This window comes from Microbacterium sp. AC035 (genome assembly GCF_979258485.1).
The window spans coordinates 3,754,384-3,771,821 of sequence record NZ_OZ409858.1 but is presented as its reverse complement, the minus strand read 5'-3'; the positions used below and the strand labels follow the sequence as shown (position 1 = coordinate 3,771,821).

Annotated in this window: 19 protein-coding genes; 8 read left to right on the top strand and 11 right to left on the bottom strand. The window is 64.0% G+C overall.

The genetic code is table 11. The features are described 5' to 3' along the window. Positions 1-88: 88 nt before the first annotated feature. The gene (locus tag ACZ0AA_RS18090; RefSeq protein ID WP_290159738.1) at positions 89-454 is read right to left on the bottom strand and encodes a winged helix-turn-helix transcriptional regulator; all 366 of its coding nucleotides are present in this window, start codon (positions 452-454) and stop codon (positions 89-91) included. Between the two features lie 94 nt (positions 455-548). Here ACZ0AA_RS18090 and ACZ0AA_RS18085 point away from each other — a divergent pair, with 94 nt between their 5' ends. Then, the gene (locus ACZ0AA_RS18085) at positions 549-1,394 is read left to right on the top strand and encodes an SDR family oxidoreductase (RefSeq protein WP_463513783.1); all 846 of its coding nucleotides are present in this window, start codon (positions 549-551) and stop codon (positions 1,392-1,394) included. 72 nt (positions 1,395-1,466) lie between these two features. Here ACZ0AA_RS18085 and ACZ0AA_RS18080 read toward each other — a convergent pair whose 3' ends face one another. The 7 genes from ACZ0AA_RS18080 to ACZ0AA_RS18050 all read right to left on the bottom strand — a co-directional run bounded on the left by ACZ0AA_RS18080 (position 1,467) and on the right by ACZ0AA_RS18050 (position 6,993). After that, the gene (locus tag ACZ0AA_RS18080; protein WP_463513782.1) at positions 1,467-1,820 is read right to left on the bottom strand and encodes a hypothetical protein; all 354 of its coding nucleotides are present in this window, start codon (positions 1,818-1,820) and stop codon (positions 1,467-1,469) included. Next, positions 1,817-2,440: an Asp23/Gls24 family envelope stress response protein gene (locus ACZ0AA_RS18075; protein WP_463513781.1), complete on the bottom strand. Its 624-nt coding sequence runs from the start codon at positions 2,438-2,440 to the stop codon at positions 1,817-1,819. Before ACZ0AA_RS18075 ends, ACZ0AA_RS18080 begins: the two co-directional genes overlap by 4 nt. Then, positions 2,437-3,003 (bottom strand): RNA polymerase sigma factor, encoded by a 567-nt coding sequence (locus ACZ0AA_RS18070; protein ID WP_463513780.1) that lies wholly within the window; start codon positions 3,001-3,003, stop codon positions 2,437-2,439. The genes ACZ0AA_RS18075 and ACZ0AA_RS18070 overlap by 4 nt, the downstream gene beginning before the upstream one ends. Positions 3,004-3,126: 123 nt before the next feature. Next, positions 3,127-3,597 carry an Asp23/Gls24 family envelope stress response protein gene (locus tag ACZ0AA_RS18065; RefSeq protein ID WP_400861920.1) on the bottom strand — a complete coding sequence of 157 codons (471 nt, stop codon included), beginning with the start codon at positions 3,595-3,597 and terminating at the stop codon, positions 3,127-3,129. A gap of 157 nt (positions 3,598-3,754) precedes the next feature. Beyond that, complete coding sequence (locus tag ACZ0AA_RS18060; protein WP_463513779.1) at positions 3,755-4,948, bottom strand: M20 metallopeptidase family protein; 1,194 nt, start codon at positions 4,946-4,948, stop codon at positions 3,755-3,757. Positions 4,949-4,951: 3 nt separating this feature from the next. Then, positions 4,952-6,346, bottom strand: coding sequence for an MFS transporter (locus ACZ0AA_RS18055; RefSeq protein ID WP_463513778.1), 1,395 nt, complete (start codon positions 6,344-6,346; stop codon positions 4,952-4,954). A 38-nt stretch (positions 6,347-6,384) separates the two neighbouring features. After that, positions 6,385-6,993: a TetR/AcrR family transcriptional regulator gene (locus ACZ0AA_RS18050; protein WP_463513777.1), complete on the bottom strand. Its 609-nt coding sequence runs from the start codon at positions 6,991-6,993 to the stop codon at positions 6,385-6,387. Positions 6,994-7,098: 105 nt separating this feature from the next. Here ACZ0AA_RS18050 and ACZ0AA_RS18045 point away from each other — a divergent pair, with 105 nt between their 5' ends. Then, positions 7,099-7,710, top strand: a complete 612-nt coding sequence (locus ACZ0AA_RS18045) for a TetR/AcrR family transcriptional regulator (protein WP_400861927.1) — start codon at positions 7,099-7,101, stop codon at positions 7,708-7,710. Then, a complete protein-coding gene (locus ACZ0AA_RS18040; protein WP_463513776.1) occupies positions 7,711-9,387 on the top strand; it encodes an MDR family MFS transporter in 1,677 nt (558 codons plus the stop codon). A 65-nt stretch (positions 9,388-9,452) separates the two neighbouring features. Here the strand turns inward: ACZ0AA_RS18040 and ACZ0AA_RS18035 are convergent, their stop codons facing one another. Beyond that, the gene (locus ACZ0AA_RS18035; RefSeq protein ID WP_056375780.1) at positions 9,453-9,635 is read right to left on the bottom strand and encodes a hypothetical protein; all 183 of its coding nucleotides are present in this window, start codon (positions 9,633-9,635) and stop codon (positions 9,453-9,455) included. Positions 9,636-9,762: 127 nt separating this feature from the next. On the opposite strand from ACZ0AA_RS18035, the gene ACZ0AA_RS18030 reads away from it, so the two are divergent. Next, positions 9,763-10,311, top strand: a complete 549-nt coding sequence (locus ACZ0AA_RS18030; RefSeq protein WP_463513775.1) for a GNAT family N-acetyltransferase — start codon at positions 9,763-9,765, stop codon at positions 10,309-10,311. An 89-nt stretch (positions 10,312-10,400) separates the two neighbouring features. Next, the gene (locus ACZ0AA_RS18025) at positions 10,401-10,937 is read left to right on the top strand and encodes an NUDIX hydrolase (RefSeq protein ID WP_463513774.1); all 537 of its coding nucleotides are present in this window, start codon (positions 10,401-10,403) and stop codon (positions 10,935-10,937) included. A gap of 404 nt (positions 10,938-11,341) precedes the next feature. Here ACZ0AA_RS18025 and ACZ0AA_RS18020 read toward each other — a convergent pair whose 3' ends face one another. Both ACZ0AA_RS18020 and ACZ0AA_RS18015 read right to left on the bottom strand, forming a co-directional pair. Next, positions 11,342-13,516, bottom strand: a complete 2,175-nt coding sequence (locus tag ACZ0AA_RS18020) for a hypothetical protein (RefSeq protein ID WP_463513773.1) — start codon at positions 13,514-13,516, stop codon at positions 11,342-11,344. A 155-nt stretch (positions 13,517-13,671) separates the two neighbouring features. Then, a complete protein-coding gene (locus tag ACZ0AA_RS18015) occupies positions 13,672-14,409 on the bottom strand; it encodes a hypothetical protein (RefSeq protein WP_463513772.1) in 738 nt (245 codons plus the stop codon). Between the two features lie 16 nt (positions 14,410-14,425). Between ACZ0AA_RS18015 and ACZ0AA_RS18010 the strand changes: the two genes are divergently transcribed. From ACZ0AA_RS18010 to ACZ0AA_RS18000, 3 genes are all read left to right on the top strand, one after another. Next, positions 14,426-15,166 (top strand): replication initiator, encoded by a 741-nt coding sequence (locus tag ACZ0AA_RS18010; RefSeq protein ID WP_463513859.1) that lies wholly within the window; start codon positions 14,426-14,428, stop codon positions 15,164-15,166. 218 nt (positions 15,167-15,384) lie between these two features. Then, positions 15,385-16,506 (top strand): tyrosine-type recombinase/integrase, encoded by a 1,122-nt coding sequence (locus ACZ0AA_RS18005; protein WP_463513771.1) that lies wholly within the window; start codon positions 15,385-15,387, stop codon positions 16,504-16,506. Between the two features lie 16 nt (positions 16,507-16,522). After that, positions 16,523-17,431, top strand: a complete 909-nt coding sequence (locus ACZ0AA_RS18000) for a hypothetical protein (RefSeq protein WP_463513770.1) — start codon at positions 16,523-16,525, stop codon at positions 17,429-17,431. The last annotated feature ends 7 nt before the right edge of the window (positions 17,432-17,438 follow it).

Genomic DNA, 17,438 nt, shown 5'->3' with positions numbered 1-17,438 from the left:
ACGGCCACCACGTATATCGCGTCAATCCTTTTCTTACACCGACGGATTCCGTGGCGAGGGGTATTCCTCTACGACGAATTCCGTCGAGCTAATCGCGATCGATCATTCCATCGGCATGGTCGGCGACCCACTCGACGAGCGGCAGCATGCGCTCCATGAGATCGCGACCGAGCGGCGTCAGGCTGTACTCGACATGCGGCGGCACCGTCGGGAAGGATTCGCGGCGCACGAGCCCGTCGTCCGCCAGGGTGCGCAGGGTGGAGGCGAGCATCTTCTCGCTGATGCCGCCGACCTCGCGGCGCAGTTCGCCCCAGCGACGAGTGCCGTCGGAGAGCGAGGAGAGCACCAGCACGCCCCACTTGCTCATCACGTGGTCGAGTATCACTCGAGTGCTGCACCCGGGTTCGAAGATCTGCGGGGTCGCTTCCCGGATCTGCGCATAACTAACCGTCATGTACGTACCTTACTTCAAAGTGGGTACCCACAGCCTGGAATGTTTGGCACCGATGGCGAGGTTGTCGCTCATGTCACCTACGAAAGGACACCCCATGACCATCCTCGTCACCGGCGCGACCGGCAACCTCGGACGCCTCGTCATCGCCAGCCTCCTCGAGCGAGGCGCCGACCCGCAGTCGATCATCGCCGGCGCGCGCGACGTCGCCAAGGCCGAGGACCTCGGCGTGCGAGCAGCGCGTCTGGACTACACCGATCCCTCGTCGATCGCCGCGGCGCTCGACGGCGTCGACTCGGTGCTCCTGGTCTCGGGGTCGGAGGTCGGGCAGCGCGTCGCGCAGCACCAGGCCGTCATCGACGCGGCCAAGGCCGCCGGAGTCACGAAGTTCGTCTACACGAGCGCCCCCAAGGCGACGACGAGCGACCTCGTGCTCGCCCCCGAGCACAAGGCGACCGAAGAGCTCATCGCGGCGTCGGGTCTCCCCGCGGTGATCCTGCGCAACAACTGGTACACCGAGAACTACGCCGCCGACGTCGCCCGCGCAGCCGAGACGGGTGTGCTCGCCTCCGGCGCCGGAGACGGACGCGTCGCGTCAGCCAGCCGCAAGGACTTCGCCGAAGCCGCAGCCGTCGTCCTGCTCGAGGACGGCCATATCGGCCAGGTGTACGAGCTCGGCGGCGATGTCGCGTGGAACTACACCGACCTCGCCGGGGCCATCGCCGAGGTCACGGGTCGCGACGTCGAGTACAAGCCGCTGACCGCTGACGAGCAGCTCGCGGGTCTGCAGGCAGCCGGTCTCGACGAGGGCACGGCAGGATTCGTCGTCGCTCTCGACGCGGGCATCGCCGCAGGCGCCCTCGCCGACACCGACGGCACGCTGGCCCGTCTCATCGGGCGGCCGACCACCCCCCTCGCCGAAGGCCTTCGCTCGATCGCCTGATCACCGGACGTTCACCTGACGAAGGGGGCCGATCTTCACCCAAGATCGGCCCCCTCGCGTGCTCACGCGGACTCAGTCCGACGCTGCCTCCCGAGGATGGACATACGCGATCGTGAGCACGATCTCGACGGTCCCCAGACCGTCTTCCGCGAGGACCTTGCCGATGGCCGCGCGGACATCTCGAAGCAGCTCGAGAGCGCTGGCCGAGTATTCGACGCCGAGAGATGCCTCGACCGAGGCGCTCTCGTCTGAGATCCGCACCGCCACGAGAGGCTCGTCGATCCGGCTGATGCCGATCGCTGCGGCCCCCTCTCCGACGAGGTTCGACACCAACGAGCCTGCCCGGTAGACGCTGCGCACGCCGGGCGTCGCCAACACCGCCGTCTCGATCCGCTCGGCGAGTCCCGGTAGGGCTGTGGTGCTCATGAGGCCTCCTCCGCCGCACTGCTGATCCGCTGGATGTCCCGCACCGTGACATCGATCGACGTCACAGTGAGGTCCGTCTGCCGGCGCAGACGCTCTGCGACCTCGGCGCGAAGCCGTGCAACCGCCGTCGGGATCGATTCGCCGTAGACGGCGTTGACCTCGATCGAGATGCGGATCGGCTCACCCACGACGGTGACGTCTCCGTCGAGAGTCGAGCGCCCGACCAGGATGCCCGGTACGGCATTCTCCGCCGAGCGGATGAGTCCTCGAACCGCACCCTCTGTGATGCCGAAGTCGACCGACGGGTCGGGCTCGGCGAAGGGGATGCGGCGTCCTGCACGAGCATCCAGCGCGATCCCCGAGAGGATGCGGTCGACCCAGCTGTCGTCGACCTCCGGGCTTGCCGCGGCGTCCGCTTCGATCAGCTGGCCGCCCAGACCGCGAAGCCGCTCGAGCGCGTCGAGCGCGAGCTGGCATCCGGGCGAGCCTTCGATCGACGGGTCTGCAGGAAGCCTGCCTGCGTCGAGATAGTCACTCAGCTCTTCGAGCGTGTGTCCATCGAGATCACTCGGCTCGAGTCCGAGCTGACGGACGTCGGGGGTCGCCTGATCATCGGTCATCGCCAGGCCTCCATTCGCACGATCATGAACTTTCGGGCTCTCGCGAGAAGACCGCGGGCCGTCGACACCGAGATGTCGAGCTCGGCCGCGATCTCGTCGTACGAGTACCCGCCCATCTCTCTGAGCACCCAGCACTCGCGCTGGGCCGCCGGAAGCTCCTGCAGCGCGGCTCCCAGCGCCTCGATACCCGCGCGGGCCTCGACGATGCGTGCAGGCGCACCCTGCGCCGGCGCGGCCTGTTCCACGTCATCCACGTCGACCATCGGTCGCAGCGCGCGGATGCGGTCCACAGCCTTGCGGCTCACGATGCGCATCAGCCAGCTCTTGACCTTGCCCGGGTCGTCGAGCTCGGAGAACCGCTGCCATGCGGTCACGAACGTCTCCTGAACGATGTCGTCGACATCGGCCGAGGCGTTCAGCATCCGCTGCGTGTACGCGCGCATCATCGGCGAGTACCTGCGCACCAGCACCGCGAAGGCGGCGACGTCGCCGTCCATCGCCCGACCGGCGACGATCCGATCGTCAGCCTGCTCGAGTGCAGAGCGAAATCGTTCCCCAGCCATGCGTCGACTCCCTTTTCCATGCCCCCGAACGGATTCGGAGCGGACCCCCGATCGGATCGGATCGACGATCCGATCGCGAGGTCACGAGATGCTGATCCGATCGATCGTTCGCATCTCGATGGGTCACAGGACACGTGTCTCCGCGCTGCCGTCATCTGCAGCGACCGCGTCGTCGTTCGAGTCGTCGTCAGACGGGATGTGCACATCGTTGATGGTGACGTTGACCTCGACAGCCTGCTTGCCGACGAACTCGCTCATCGCGACGGAGATCGCCGCACGCACGTCGTCTGCGACCTTCTGCAGCGACGCCGGGTACTCGGCGACGATCGTCACATCGACCGCGACCTGGGTCTCGCCGACCTCGACGCTGACCCCCTGGGTGAGGTCCGTGGAGTTGAGGGCGTCGCGGATGGCGCCGACCGCGCGCGCGGCTCCGCCACCGAGAGCGTAGACGCCTGGCACCTCGCGAGCCGCGATGCCGGCGATCTTCGCGACCACGCCGTTCTCGATGATCGTCGCACCTGTCGAGGCGACGGTGGAACCTGCCGGGGCGACCTGGGCCTTGGGCTGCTGTGCGTTCGAGACGTTCGTCATCGGGTGCTCCTTCGTCAGTGTGTTCCGCCCTCACCGGGCGGGTCGCGGTGCAGCGACACCACTAAGACGGATGCTACGAACGATTCGTCACAGATTGGTCTGAATTCGTGAAGAAGGCCGCTCCCCCGCAAGGGAACGGCCTTCTTCGAGATGGGGCTCAGCGCGCGGTGCGTGCGAACGCGACCGCTGCGAGGGCGGCGGCCTGGTCACCGAGCACTGCATCGTCGAACACCACCCGTGGCGAATGATTCCATTCGATGGTCTTCGGGTCGGCATCGGGAGGCGACGTCATCAACGCGATGAACGTGCCGGGCACCTCATCGAGGACGAAGGCGAAGTCCTCCGACCCCATCATGGGCGTCGGCATGATGACGACGCGCTGCTCGCCGAAGACACCCTGCAGCACATCGACCGTCTCGCTCGTCTCCGCCGGGTCGTTCACGGTCACCGGGTACATCGTGTCGAAGCGGATGTCGGCCGTGAGACCGTGAGCGGCCGCGACCCCGTCGATCACGCGGGGAAGACCCTCCTGGAGGATCGCGAGCGAGGCGGGCGACATGTTGCGGACGGTCGCCGCCAGCTCGACCTGCTCGGGGATGACGTTGACCGCGCCGTCTCCGGTCGAGAGCCGAGTCACCGACAGCACGACGGGGTCGAACGCGTCGAAGCGGCGCGTGACGAAGCTCTGCAGCGCCAGAACGATCTCGGCCGCTGCGGGAACCGGGTCGAGCGTCTGGTGCGGCTGCGATCCGTGCCCGCCCCTCCCCTGCACGGTCACGAAGAGCTGGTTCGACCCGGCCGCCACCGCTCCGCTCCTGGTCGCGAAGACCCCGCGGGGTCCAGGGGCGACATGGATCGCGTAGGCGGCGACCGGGCGCTCACCCGCAGCCTCGAGTAGACCCTCCTCGATCATGACCTTCGCTCCCCCGTGCCCTTCTTCTCCGGGCTGGAACATGAAGATGACCGAGCCGCGCAGCTCATCCCGCCGGGCAGCGAGCAGCTTCGCCGCTCCGACGAGTCCGGCCGTGTGCAGGTCGTGACCGCACGCATGCATGTTGCCGTTGACGGACGCGAAGTCGAGGCCTGTCGTCTCGTCGATCGGCAGGGCGTCCATGTCGCCGCGCAGCAGCACTGCGGGCCCCGGCAGCCCTCCGCGCAGAACCGCCACCACCGAGGTGGTGCGGGTGCCGGTGGTGATCTCCAGCGGCAGACCGCCGAGTGCATCGAGCACCTTCTGCTGCGTGCGAGGGAGGTCGAGGCCGAGCTCGGGGTCGGCATGCAGGGCACGGCGCAGGGATACCAGGTCGGGCAGGATCGCGACGGCATCCGCTGCGAAATCTGGGGTGCTCAAGGGTCAGCCTTTCGTGAGGGAGGAGTCGGTCTCGCGCGGCATCCGCATGAAGGCGAGGGCGAGGGCGGCGAGGATGAAGGCGCCCGCGCAGACGCTCCAGATCGTGATGTAGCCGCCGATCGACGAGCTGAGGGATCCGGACGCCGTGAATCCCGCGAGCAACACCGCGAACACCGCACCGGCCGCGGAGCCTCCGAGGGTACGCAGCGAGTTGTACACGCCGGTCGCGATGCCGGTCGAGTCGCTCGGAGCCAGTTCGGCGACGAGCGCGGGGAGCGCTCCGAGGAGGAACCCCATGCCGATGCCGTTGATCGCTGAGATCACGAAGATCTGCCAGAGCTCATCGTGGAACGCGATCTGGATGAGAGATCCGGATGCCGCGAGCACCGCGCCCGTGACGAGGACCGCTCGAATGCCGATCCGACGGGCGATCGGCGCGAACGTCGCCGCCCCGACCGTGGCGAGGATCGTCACGACCGCCGTGACCGCCGAAGCCGTGCCAGCCGTCGCCGCGAAGCCGTACCCGGACACGTCCGGATCGGCTGTGAGGAAGGTGGTCGACGGCGCCTGCGCACCGAACATGACCATGCCGAAGAGGAACGCCGTCAGGTACACGGGGCCGAGACGGGGCGAGACGATCAGTCGCACGTCGATGGCCGGAGAAGCCACGCGCAGCTCCCACAGCACCCACAGCACGAAGATCACGGCTGCGGCGGCGAGCGTGACGATGGTCGACGCGGAGCCGAACCCCTCGCTGGATGCGAGACGGAGGCCGAACAGCAGCAGAACCATCGCGAGGCCGATGCCGATGAAGCCGACGACGTCGATCTTCGCGCCCGTCCGGGTCGTGGACTCCGGGACCTTGAAGAACACCGCGTAGACGCTGATCGCGACGAACAGCACGGGCACGAGCAGGGTCAGGGTCAGGGTCGGCAGCAGAGCCGAGAACACTCCGGCCGAGATCGTTCCGAGGATCGCGCCTCCCGTGAGGCAGGAGACGAGCAGGCCGATCGAGGTGCGCGCCGTCTCGCCCTTGATGCGGTTGTGCACGAGGGCGATCTCGAGGGGCAGCCAGACGGCGAGCGGTCCCACCAGGATGCGAGCGGCGAGCACCAGGGGGTAGCTCGGCAGGAATGCGGTGACCAGCGTGCCGATGAGCACCGCGACCACGGCGATCCGCAGCATCCGACGATGCCCGAAGATGTCTCCGAGCTTGGAGAGCAGAGGCACGCACACGGCCGCGGCCAGTGTCTGGACAGTGAGGAACCATGTGATGTCGGAGTCGGAGACCCGCAGATGGCCGGCGATCTCGCCCAGTAGAGGGGCGTAGAACCCCTGGACGAATCCGCTGGCGAGTTCGCAGAAGACGAGGAAGCCGACGACCGCGCGGGCGCTCACGTTCGGCAGTGATCGGGTGAGGGGTGGAGTGTCAGTGGTCAAGGGGAGGCCTGTTCATCGGCGTCTGCAAGGCGACGCGGCGGGGTGCTGACGAGAGCGTCGATGATGTCGACGTAGTGGCGCTGATCGATGTGTATGCGCTTGACGGACTGCCGGTACAGGGTGAGCCCGGCGATCGTGTCGAGGAGGATGTCGTGGTGGACGTCCTCCGGGAGTTCGCCTCGGGCGATGGCGCGATCGATGATCTCGACGCCCTGCCGACGGCGGTGCTGGAAGAAGGAGTCCCACAGAGTGGGGAAGACATCGGGCTCGAACATGGCGCGCAGCCCGTGGCTCTGCTCGGGAGAGATCTCCTGGTTGCGCTGGTTCTGCAGCACGTGTTCGAGCAGATCGGCGCGGACGCTCCCCAGGTCGGGCATCGCCCCGATCTCGACCTGGGACCGCAGGACGGCGGCGACGAGCGCGCCTTTGTCGGCGTATCGGCGGTAGATCGCGGTCTTGCCGCAGCCGACGGCCTTGGCGACCTGCTCGACGCTGAGCGCCTGATATCCGCGCCGACCAAGGAGTTCGCCGGCGCTCTCCAGGATGCGTCGCGTCAGGTCCTCATCGGTGGGACGGCCGGACTTCTCGGTCTGATCGGATGCCATGGCCCAACGATACGATACGGCGTGTTTCGTAAGTGTTACGGATCGGCCACGAAATGAGCAGCACTCACAGTGCACTCTTAGGTTTGAAGTGCAATATTGCACTCTATGAGTGAGAGTGCAGATTCACTGCGAGACCAGCGCAAGCGCGAGACGTCGCGCGCTCTGACCGACGCCGCCCGACGCCTGACGGCCGAGCAGGGATTCGCCGGGTTCACGGTCGAAGAACTCTGCGCCGAGGTCGGTGTATCGCGGAGGACGTTCTTCAACTACTTCGAGAGCAAGGAGAACGCGGTCTTCGGCTTCGCCGCGGTCGACCCGCGGCAGGAGAAGCTGGAGGCGGAGTTCGCCAGGCAGAACGGCGACCTGCTCGACGACTTCATCCGGCTCACGATCGCCCGCTTCGAGCTCTTCAATCCGCTCGATGACGCTCCTGCCCTCTTCGCGGTGATCGAGCAGGAGCCTCGACTGCTCAAAGCGGTGTTCGAGCAGATCGCGAAGAACGAGCGGCGTGACATGACGATCATCGTGCAGCGCACCGGCGAGGGCGACGATGCCGAGCTGCGCGCCGAGGTCCTCGTCCATTCGGTCGGCGCGCTGGTGCGCCTGTGCATGGACCAGTTGCTGCACCACCACTCGACCGATTCCTTCAGCGACCTCGTCAGCCGCCGGCTCGAGATCGCTCGCACCGTGTTCGCACCGTCACAGAAAGCCGACTGAATGTCCGCCACTGCCACCAAGGATGCCCCCTTCCTGCTCACGAAGCGGCGCATCTGGATCATCTTCAGCGCCCTGATCGCTGGGATGCTGCTCTCGAGCCTCGACCAGACGATCGTCTCGACCGCCATGCCGACCATCGTCGGACAGCTCGGGGGCGTCGACCACCAGGTCTGGATCACCACCGCCTACCTACTGGCGACGACCATCGTCATGCCCATCTACGGCAAATTCGGCGACGTCCTCGGCCGCCGCAACCTCTTCCTCGTCGCGATCGCCCTGTTCACACTCGCCTCGGTCGGCTGCGCCTTCGCGACCGACTTCTGGATGTTCGTCACGTTCCGCGCCCTGCAGGGGCTCGGTGGCGGAGGGTTGATGATCCTTTCTCAGGCGATCATCGCCGACATCGTCCCCGCGAACGAGCGCGGCAAGTACATGGGCCCGCTCGGCGCCGTGTTCGGTCTGTCCGCCGTCGCCGGCCCGCTCCTCGGCGGCTTCTTCGTCGACCACATGACGTGGCAGTGGGCGTTCTACATCAACATCCCGGTCGGCATCGCCGCCTTCATCATCGCCCTCGTGGCGCTGAAGCTGCCGAGCAAGAAGGCAGAGAAGCCGATCGACATCTTCGGCGTGATCTTCCTGTCGATCGCGACCACCTGCCTGATCTTCTTCACCGATTTCGGAGGGGACAAGGAGTTCGGCTGGGATTCCCTCGCGACCTGGGCGTGGGGCGCCGGGCTCATCGTCGCCGCGACAGCTTTCGTCCTCACCGAGGCCAAGGTGCAGGACCCGATCATCCCGCTGAGCCTGTTCCGCAATCCGATCTTCGTCAACGCGACCGCGATCGGACTCGTGCTCGGCATCGGCATGTTCGCGGCGATCGGGTTCGTGCCCACATTCCTGCAGATGTCGTCCGGCACATCAGCCGCCGCATCCGGTCTGCTGATGATCCCGATGATGGTGGGACTGATCGGCACCTCGATCTTCTCGGGCATCGCGATCTCGAAGACCGGGAAGTACAAGGTCTATCCGATCGTCGGCACGATCCTCACCGGCATCGCGATGGTGTCGATGACCACCCTCTCCGCCGAGACGCCGATCTGGCTGATCTGCACCTTCCTGTTCGTGTTCGGCGCCGGGCTCGGCCTGATCATGCAGGTCGTCGTCCTGGTCGTGCAGAACGCCGTCCCCGCCGGCGAGATCGGCACCGCGACGAGCACGAACAACTACTTCCGCGAGGTCGGAGCGTCGCTCGGCACCGCAGTGTTCGGCACCATCTTCACCACGCGTCTGACCGAGAACCTGCTCGGCGTCTTCGCCGATGCCGGCGCATCGCCGGAAGATGCGTCGCAGGCCGCGTCGACGATCGACCCGGCGACGCTCAACGCGCTTCCGGATGAGGTGCGAGATGGAATCGTCACGGCCTACGCGGATGCTCTCGCACCGGTGTTCTGGTTCCTCGTGCCGTTCATCGTTCTCGCGCTGGTGCTGTCGCTGTTCCTCAAGCAGATCCCGCTGTCGGATCAGGCCGGGCTCGTCGCCCGGGGCGAGGCCATCAGCGGCGAGGAGGCCGAGCGCCTGGAAGCCGAGCAGAGAGGCACGGTCATCCGGAGCGCTGCCGGACCGGATGGCGAGGGCCGCGTCGCGGTCGAGAGCGACGCGCCGCCGAGCGCTCGCTGACGTCGCTCCCACAGAACACGGGCCCGCTCCTCACATCGAGGAGCGGGCCCGTTTTCGCTGCGAGGTCAGGGGAGGTCGCCGACCTCGAGCTCGTCGGGGTGGTCGGCGTTGTCGCCGTCGGCCTTCTGATCCTCGCCCGGAGTCGCGGGGTCGATCTCGGGATCCGGGTCGTTCGTCACGAAGTCGGCGTCCACGCCCGTCGCGTCGATCTCGGCACCTTCGTCGGGTCCTGCCTGGGGGTCTGACATGATCGCTCCTATCGTCCGGGGTATCGGACCATCAGTGTGACTGAGACGAGCTCGGAGACGGCATCCCCTTGACATCCCCCGCGCCGCGCCGCGTTCGATCGGAAGGGCGCCATGCGACCATCAGATCATGAGCGATGTCCCTCTCGTCCTTCCGACCCTTTCCGGCACACATGTGCGGCTCCGCGCATGGCGCGACACGGACGCCGCCCTGGTCCAGGAGGCATCGCGCGACACGCTCATCCCGCTCGTGACCACGGTCCCGCGGACGTCCGACGAGACCGCCGCCCTGGCATTCATCCATCGTCAGCATCAGAGGCTCGAGTCGGGCGCGGGGTACGCGTTCGCGATCGCAGACCTCGATGACGGGGCGGTCGGCCACATCGGCCTCTTCCCCGTCAGCAGCACGCGTGCGAGCATCGGCTACTGGGTCGCTGCATCCCAGCGCCGACGCGGTTATGCAGCCGACGCTCTCGCGACCCTGACGTCCTGGGCATCGACTCTCGAACGCCTCGACCGTCTCGAGCTCTATGTGGAGCCGGCCAACGAAGGCTCCTGGCGCGTGGCCGAGAGCGCAGGCTACGAGCGCGAGGGTCTTCTCAAAGCCTGGCGGAGGATCGACGGTCAGCCGCGGGATATGTACATGTATGCGCAGCTCATCGCTCGCCTGAACAAGTAATGAAAGTTCCCACAGCTCCACCATCCCCTGGATGACTGCGATAGTCTCGCACCCGCTTGCACGTCCGAGCCTGAGTCTACGGTTGACCCGTGACCTTCCGCCCAGCCGACCGCGTCTATGTCGACGAGTCCAAGGCGCGCGGATACTACGTTGCGGCAACCGCAACTGCTATCGGAGACCTACGCCGGTCCGAGCGAGCCCTGCGCGACCTTCTCAAGCCAGGCCAGCGGCGCATCCACTTCAAGAGCGAAAGCGACAGCCGGCGACGACAGATCCTCTCGAGCATGTGTGCGCTCGATGTGCGTGTCTCCGTCTGGATTGTGAAACGTAGACCTGACAAAGAGGCTCGACCGCTGTCTCTCGGCGCACTTGTTGCGGAGGCGGTCAAGAGCGGTGCCGAACTACTGATCATCGAACGAGACGAATCTCTTGAGCGAGCGGACCGTCGACTGATCGCGGAAGTGATCCGTCGCGTCGGATCATCAGAATTGCAGTACCGACACGTCGCGCCTCACGAGCATCCGCTGCTCTGGGTGAGTGACGCCGTCGCTTGGTGCTATTCCCACGGCGGCGACTGGATCCGTCGGGTCGACGCGATCGTCGATTCACGGGTCATCCGACTCTAGAAACACGTGAGCCTGGCTCGTCTACCGTCCGGAAGACTGCCAGGCTCCGAGGGCTACTGCCCGCCGCATCTCAAGTCTATCGCGCAGCCACCGACTGGGGGTAGCGATCATTCACCTCGAGCCGCGTCCGGCACAAACTGGCACACCCCCTGCCGCCACAGCTCCATGCAACCCGCCGAATACGCAAAAACCCCCGGGAATCCCGGGGGTTTTCATCTGTAGCAGGAGCGGGGCTTGAACCCGCGACCTCACGATTATGAGTTAGATGCTGTGGGCTGACGGGTGCTCGCTGGTCACCGATGGCCGCGTGATTCCGCGGATGTTGTCATCGTTGGTCTCGACTGGTTGAGGGTGGTTTCAGCAGAGCTACCGGCACAGAACCGGCACACTCACTCGGCGCGCGCCTAAGTCTCGTTTACCTCTTCAGTCCGCGGATTTGAGGGCAAACTTTCTCCGCTAGCTGCCGTGCCTGGCTCATCGAGTTGGAGACTCCAGGAAGATCTGCCGCTGAAATAGACGTCGCGTGCGTTCTCGGTCAGGAGGTATTCGCGCCGGTTCCCCCCAATTGGCCGTCGGTCGATCAAATTCTGCTCGTCAAGATTCTTTGCCCGCCGTCCGATGAGTTGATAGGAAACGTCGAGTTCGCCCGCGATATCTCCGGCCAATAGAGGTTTACTTTCCGAATCAAGGCTTCGAAGGATCCCGAGCTCCGTAGCGGGCAAGAGTTGCTCGCTCGACACGTTGCCCACTAGGTCCGCATACTTCTTTGCGATGTTGGTAACGACGCAACTGCCCTGACCACAGGCGGGGCAGCGCATGTGGAACCGCTTTAGGAACTCAAGATCGGTGGGCTCAAAAACAGTCTCGCACGCGTCGCACCGAATTTCTTGGTTGGTCGAAACGTACGCCTGGAGAATCGGATTGTAGTCGAAGACTCGTTCCACGAAGTACAGGCGGAACTCGCGCTGATCCTTTGGACGACCGAAAGCGATCGTGTACTTTTCACACAATCCAAGGTTCAATGCGTAAATCGAAACTCGCTTGCCGTCCCGATTGCTCATTTCAAAGTACTTAGTAATGAAGAAGTTCAACTCAAGCGTGGAAAGAAGAGAATCAAACGCGGGGTCAATATTGAAATGGCTCGTCGGAGGCCTGCCCTCAATGGAGCGGAACACACTCGAGTCTTCTTTGGAGCGAAGTTCTCGCGCCCGGGCAACTATCGACTCCAGAAGTTCTTTGAGGCTGAAGATTGTGGATCTCTCGCCGAACGACTCATGAAGGAACGCGCCCATGTTGAAATATGGCTCGATCTTGTCTTCGTAGTACCTTCTCGCAGCATCCCGAATCGCTGTCGCGTTGATCTTTCGACCGTAAATCAGATGAGACTCGTAGGCAAAGTAGAGAATGTACCCGAGAGTCCGCGGGTTACCCATCGACGACTGGAAGAGCACTTCCCAAATTGAGTCATCCTTGGTCCCATCGATGAACTTGCTCGCACTTAACTGGAAATGATTGAGCCGCACCTCGAGAAGGCGGCGAGTAAAGTGGCTGGACTTCTCTTCCATCGTCCCCACGGGAACTGAACCATAGATACTGTGGAGATCAAGAGCGATCTCATCGATCTTGGACTTGTCCAATGCGCCGTAGTACACGCGCCCCGGATATGCAGCAATCTTAAACTTTATGAGCTCCTCGGACCAGTTATTCAATGGAGCGATGAGCGCGTCCACGACCGTCCTCATCGCGGACTCGGGCAATTCCGAGAAGTCGTCAAGGAAGATATAGAGGTGTTTGAATCCGAGTGGAGTGATTAGCGCCTTCAGGCTAGTGATGAGACGCTTCACGTCAATGGTTCTCAGCAGAGTGTCTGAGTAGTCAGTCGTTCTTTCAGCGAGGTCCGAATGCGAAGACTCAGCACCGAACGAAACTCCTACACCTTTTTCGTTTGCACCAGCACTGGCTTTGACCGCAGTCGCATCCTCTGATTGTGCTCGTGTGCGAATCTGTGGCGACCGCACGCCCTGAACATTGACAAACTCGGGGTTGTCCAAGGTGCCGAGGAACTCGTCGAGCTTGCTCTCGAGGTCGGCGTAGCTTCCGGTGAACATCTCGCTAAACCGACTCTTCCAAGAAGCTTTCAACTGACTTCTTAGGTCGTCGCGGATCCCCTCTACGACTGCGCGGAGGAAGGCTGTCGAGAGTAAGAGGCTGCTTAGCGCGTCATCGCTCAGCGCCCCGGGGGCGTCGCCCATCCGGTTAGATGTAGCGACTGGGACTGCCGCAGACTCATACACCGTCTTGATATCCACGTATGCAGCAACGATCTTCTTGTCCCCGAGGAGGCTTTGACGCGCTCGGAGAAAGACCGTGGACTTGCCAGTGCCCTTCCGCCCGATGATCAACGTCGTTGCTGGCCGACGCATCTGCTCGAGCACGTGGTCGCGGGGTAGCGGATCCACGTACAGTTCTTGAATTAGGTCTCGGCCGTCCGCGGACTCCATCTCCGCTCGTCTATACAGACGTAGCAAGTGAACGGCTTGGGAGAACTTCGCGAGTTCATCCTCCGAGAACGTAGCCATTTACAGCACCCTTCCACTTCGCCGGGGTGTTGCCCTGAGGAGCGCGCGGACCGCAGCGGAGCGAGGACCGCACGCACCGCAGGGGCGACGTCCCGGTCCGATTGCCCGGCCGGAGGCCGGCCTTGAACGAGTAAAGAAAGTTCTCACAGATCGGCTCACCTTGTCGACCGCCTGACTCGCGTAGCCGTCGCTTTGACGTCCTCGGGCTTGACTGGGCGAGCAGCGAACCGCTCGTGCCACGCATCAAACACGGTCAGGAGCTTTGGGTCGCGACGCTTCAGCGCCGTCGACATGAACGACGACAAGTCATCGATGGGGCGAGTGATGCGCTCGTCTGCCGGGTTGCGGACAAAGCCAAGCTGCTTCGGAGCGTCCTGCCCGAAGAGCGCAATGAACTCCTCGGACACGATCTTGCGCATCTGCTCGCGGACCTTCAGCTGCTCGTCCATCGCGGGCGTGATCCCTCGGAAGTCACTGTCGACTACCGAGATGAAAGGCTCGAGAACGATATCGATGAGCGGTTCCGGCTTGAGAAGCTCCCGGACTGCCTGCACGTGCTGCTCGTTATAGCGGTGGCGCAGGGCACTGGGCGACACGCGCTGCCACTTCGCAAGAGCAGAGAGCTCTGGCCGCGGGTCAGCTACCGCCTGACTGTATGCGGTGAGCAGCGCCCGGATGTCAGAGGACCGATCCGCAAGCTCGGTACTCACGCCTGCGACCCGGTAAAGCCACGCCTCAGTGTCGTCCTCGGGCAGGTCTGTCGCTACGGGCGTCCATCGCGGCGGGAGAGCTTGCTCGAAGTTCGAGATCGGATCAGTGGCGACCCTGGACAGGTTGGAGAGCAGCCCGACGACCGCCGTCGGTATCTGTAACTGATTCAGATTCTTGCCCACCAGATGAGACTACGGGATCTCGTGTCGCAAAGTACTTGCGTTAAGTACAGGGGCAAAGTACTGTGACGCGATTATTCGACTCGACGGCGTCAGCGAGACCGAAGGATTTCCATTGACGCCGAGCGAGGTGACTGAGGCCCATCTCTCTGCCGCGGTCAGAGATGCAGCCGACCGGGTCTTGTTGGAAGCGCCGATCGTCGGTCAAGAGCTGACAACACGAGTTCTTCGCTGGGGCGCGCAGCTCGACGTCCAACCGATTGTCCGACGAGAAGGCCTTGATGGCGCGCTGTCGGATCGCGCAGTGGCTGCCTACATCGCCAAGTACGCGACTAAGGCAACAGAGGACCTGGATGGCGGTAGCGGCGCGCGTGCACACATCCGCCGCATCAAGGCAACCGCAGAACTTATCGCTACAGAAAGCGGAGCAGGGAGCCCGTTCGCACTGTTGGAGAAGTGGTCTCACATGCTCGGTTTTCGTGGGCACTTCTCCTCCAAGTCGCGGCGGTACTCCGTCACGCTCGGATCACTGCGCGGAGCCCGAAGGCGTTGGCGTCTGGATCGGGTTATCGAGCGGGCACGGGCCGAAGGACACGACGTTGACGAGGTCCTGGTCATCGGCTCCTGGAGTTTCGCGGGGATGGGTTGGCGCACTGACGGCGACCGTGCCCTCGCGGTGGAGGCGGCAAGGGCCGCACGCGAATGGCGGGATGCACGTCGGGTGCGTTTCGAGACGAAAGAAGGAGAGAAGGATGCGTGAATCCGTTGAGCTCGTTGATGAACGAGACGTAGATGAATCTGTCGAGCTGGACAAGTACCTAACGCGACGTGAGGTGGCTGCGCGTTGCCGGGTGCCTTTGTCGACCTTCGACTCGTTGCGGAGGCAAGCCCGCGTGCCGTTCCCGGACGCACACATGGGCAAGCACATGCTCTGGAAGGCATCGACGATCGAAGCGTTCCTCGACTCCGGTGGCACCCATGTCCTCCGGTAGCGAGCGGCTCGATCCGAAGACGAGGAGAGCTCTCCCTGACGGTATCCGCTATCGCGCGGATCGAAACAAGTATCAGGTTCGAGTCTGGACGCTCGGGATCAACGGCGAGCAGCGAGAGCGCAGCTTCCTCGTGGCCACTCTCGCTGAAGCCAAGCGACTTCGCAGCGAGGCCCGGCTGAGTGTTCGAGCTGAGGGCGGGATGACTCTCAACACTTGGAAGGCACGCCACTGGGCGACGCTGATCGAAGGGGTCCGGCCCGCAACAGAAGCAGCGTACGAACGAGGCTGGCGACTTCGCGTGCAGCCGTGGCTCGGGCACCGAAAGCTCGAGTCGATCGGAGTCGCTGACGTTGACGACTCGATCACCGGTTGGACCGGAACTGCATCGACGCGTAACGATGCTCTCGCGGTGCTCAGCCGACTTCTGGAAGGCGCAGCGCGTGCCGGCATCATCGCGACCAATCCCGTTCGGCTGGCGCGGCGACCTCGTCAAGAGCGGCCCGTTGGTGTCCGTTCACGAGCGCTGACCGTGGCCGAGGTGACGATCATGCTGGACTTTGTTGAGAGCGAGCCTCACCGGGACTACCTTGCCGCCCTGGTCTACACCGGCATGCGAGCAGGTGAGGCAAGCGCCTTGCGCGTGAGCGATGTGGATCTCGAGCGTGCGGTGATTCATGTTCGGCGAAGCTTCTCCCCGGCAGGCGGCGGCAGAGTCGTCGAGCAGACGCCGAAGAGCCACAAGGAACGCACTGTTCCGCTGCCATCCGCTCTGCGCCCGGTGATCATCCGCCGCCTCGAAGGGCGCGGCCGAAATGACCTTGTCTTCACGGGGCCGAACGGTGGACGGATGAACACATCCAACGTCCGACGTGCGGTCGGATGGGAAGCGCTTCGCGCCCGTTTGGATCGCCCGGATCTCCGAGTTCATGATCTTCGACACACGCTCGCGACGCTTCTATTCGATGCGGGAGCAGCGGCGAACGACGTGCAAGCGATCCTCGGGCACTCGTCTATGCAAGTGACCGAGAAATACAGCCGAGCGCGGTCGGATGCCGCAGTGCGCGCGAACGGTGCACTGGACAAGCTCCTGCACCAGCTCAGCGACTAGGAAAAGGAACGAAACGATGACCGACTATGAGTACACGAACCTCACTGCGGCAATAGGCGATAAGAGCTCGCCGCTGCGCCTGCTGCTGAACGAGCTGCTCCCCCAAACACGGCAGGTGCAGGCGGAGTATCGCGCTTCGAAGCCTCGTCTTCTCGTAGAGGGCGGTTCCTCGAATCCAGGCACGCTTGGCGCAGCTTTCGACTACGTGATGCGCTTTGAGCTGTCGCCGGACTTCGACGCACGACTCGCTCGAGCCGCCTTCATCGACGACGCGGATGCAGTGGCCAACATCGATGCAGTGATCGTCTCCGCACAAGTGGCGCGCGTGATCGGAGATCGAACAACCGTGTATCGCGCGTCCTGGGCACTCGCTCTGCTCACCGAGGTCTATCGAGTCGGGATGATGCACGGATCACCCCTGCGCCGGCTCCGGGATGACCGAGCCCTCTATGCCATGCACCTGATTGAGCTTGCCCCGCACGACGCCATTCGGCAGTTGCGTGAGCTTGCCGAGGTCGCCAGCACAGAGCTGCTGCCTCACCTTCAGGGGCCGTATACGCTCGGACCAACATTTGACGGATCGGAACTGTGCGCAGCTGACGCCGATGTGATCGCCAACGGCTTCCTTCTTGACTTCAAGACGAGTCTCGGCGCAAAGGTTTCGCGGCCAGGCGGGCGTTCCGACTGCCTCAAACTCAGTGATCTGTATCAGGTTGTCGCCTACGCGTTGTTCGACTACTCGGACTCATATCTCATACATCGCGTGGGCTTTTACTCCGCACGCTTCGGGCACCTGGTCTCATGGGATCTTGTCGAGCTGCTAGAGAAGCTTGCAGGTCGGCCGCTCGACATTGCAGAAGCTCGGGAACGGGTGTGGCTGGCACTTGGTGGCGAATCTCACCCGTCGTCGGGGGAATCATGGTGATGATCCA

Excerpts from the sequence above, each read along its gene's own strand:
- ACZ0AA_RS18090 (WP_290159738.1), bottom strand. The coding sequence starts at position 454 with ATGACGGTTAGTTATGCGCAGATCCGGGAAGCGACCCCGCAGATCTTC.
- ACZ0AA_RS18085 (WP_463513783.1), top strand. The coding sequence starts at position 549 with ATGACCATCCTCGTCACCGGCGCGACCGGCAACCTCGGACGCCTCGTC.
- ACZ0AA_RS18080 (WP_463513782.1), bottom strand. The coding sequence starts at position 1,820 with ATGAGCACCACAGCCCTACCGGGACTCGCCGAGCGGATCGAGACGGCG.
- ACZ0AA_RS18075 (WP_463513781.1), bottom strand. The coding sequence starts at position 2,440 with ATGACCGATGATCAGGCGACCCCCGACGTCCGTCAGCTCGGACTCGAG.
- ACZ0AA_RS18070 (WP_463513780.1), bottom strand. The coding sequence starts at position 3,003 with ATGGCTGGGGAACGATTTCGCTCTGCACTCGAGCAGGCTGACGATCGG.
- ACZ0AA_RS18065 (WP_400861920.1), bottom strand. The coding sequence starts at position 3,597 with ATGACGAACGTCTCGAACGCACAGCAGCCCAAGGCCCAGGTCGCCCCG.
- ACZ0AA_RS18050 (WP_463513777.1), bottom strand. The coding sequence starts at position 6,993 with ATGGCATCCGATCAGACCGAGAAGTCCGGCCGTCCCACCGATGAGGAC.
- ACZ0AA_RS18045 (WP_400861927.1), top strand. The coding sequence starts at position 7,099 with ATGAGTGAGAGTGCAGATTCACTGCGAGACCAGCGCAAGCGCGAGACG.
- ACZ0AA_RS18040 (WP_463513776.1), top strand. The coding sequence starts at position 7,711 with ATGTCCGCCACTGCCACCAAGGATGCCCCCTTCCTGCTCACGAAGCGG.
- ACZ0AA_RS18035 (WP_056375780.1), bottom strand. The coding sequence starts at position 9,635 with ATGTCAGACCCCCAGGCAGGACCCGACGAAGGTGCCGAGATCGACGCG.
- ACZ0AA_RS18030 (WP_463513775.1), top strand. The coding sequence starts at position 9,763 with ATGAGCGATGTCCCTCTCGTCCTTCCGACCCTTTCCGGCACACATGTG.
- ACZ0AA_RS18020 (WP_463513773.1), bottom strand. The coding sequence starts at position 13,516 with ATGGCTACGTTCTCGGAGGATGAACTCGCGAAGTTCTCCCAAGCCGTT.
- ACZ0AA_RS18005 (WP_463513771.1), top strand. The coding sequence starts at position 15,385 with ATGTCCTCCGGTAGCGAGCGGCTCGATCCGAAGACGAGGAGAGCTCTC.
- ACZ0AA_RS18000 (WP_463513770.1), top strand. The coding sequence starts at position 16,523 with ATGACCGACTATGAGTACACGAACCTCACTGCGGCAATAGGCGATAAG.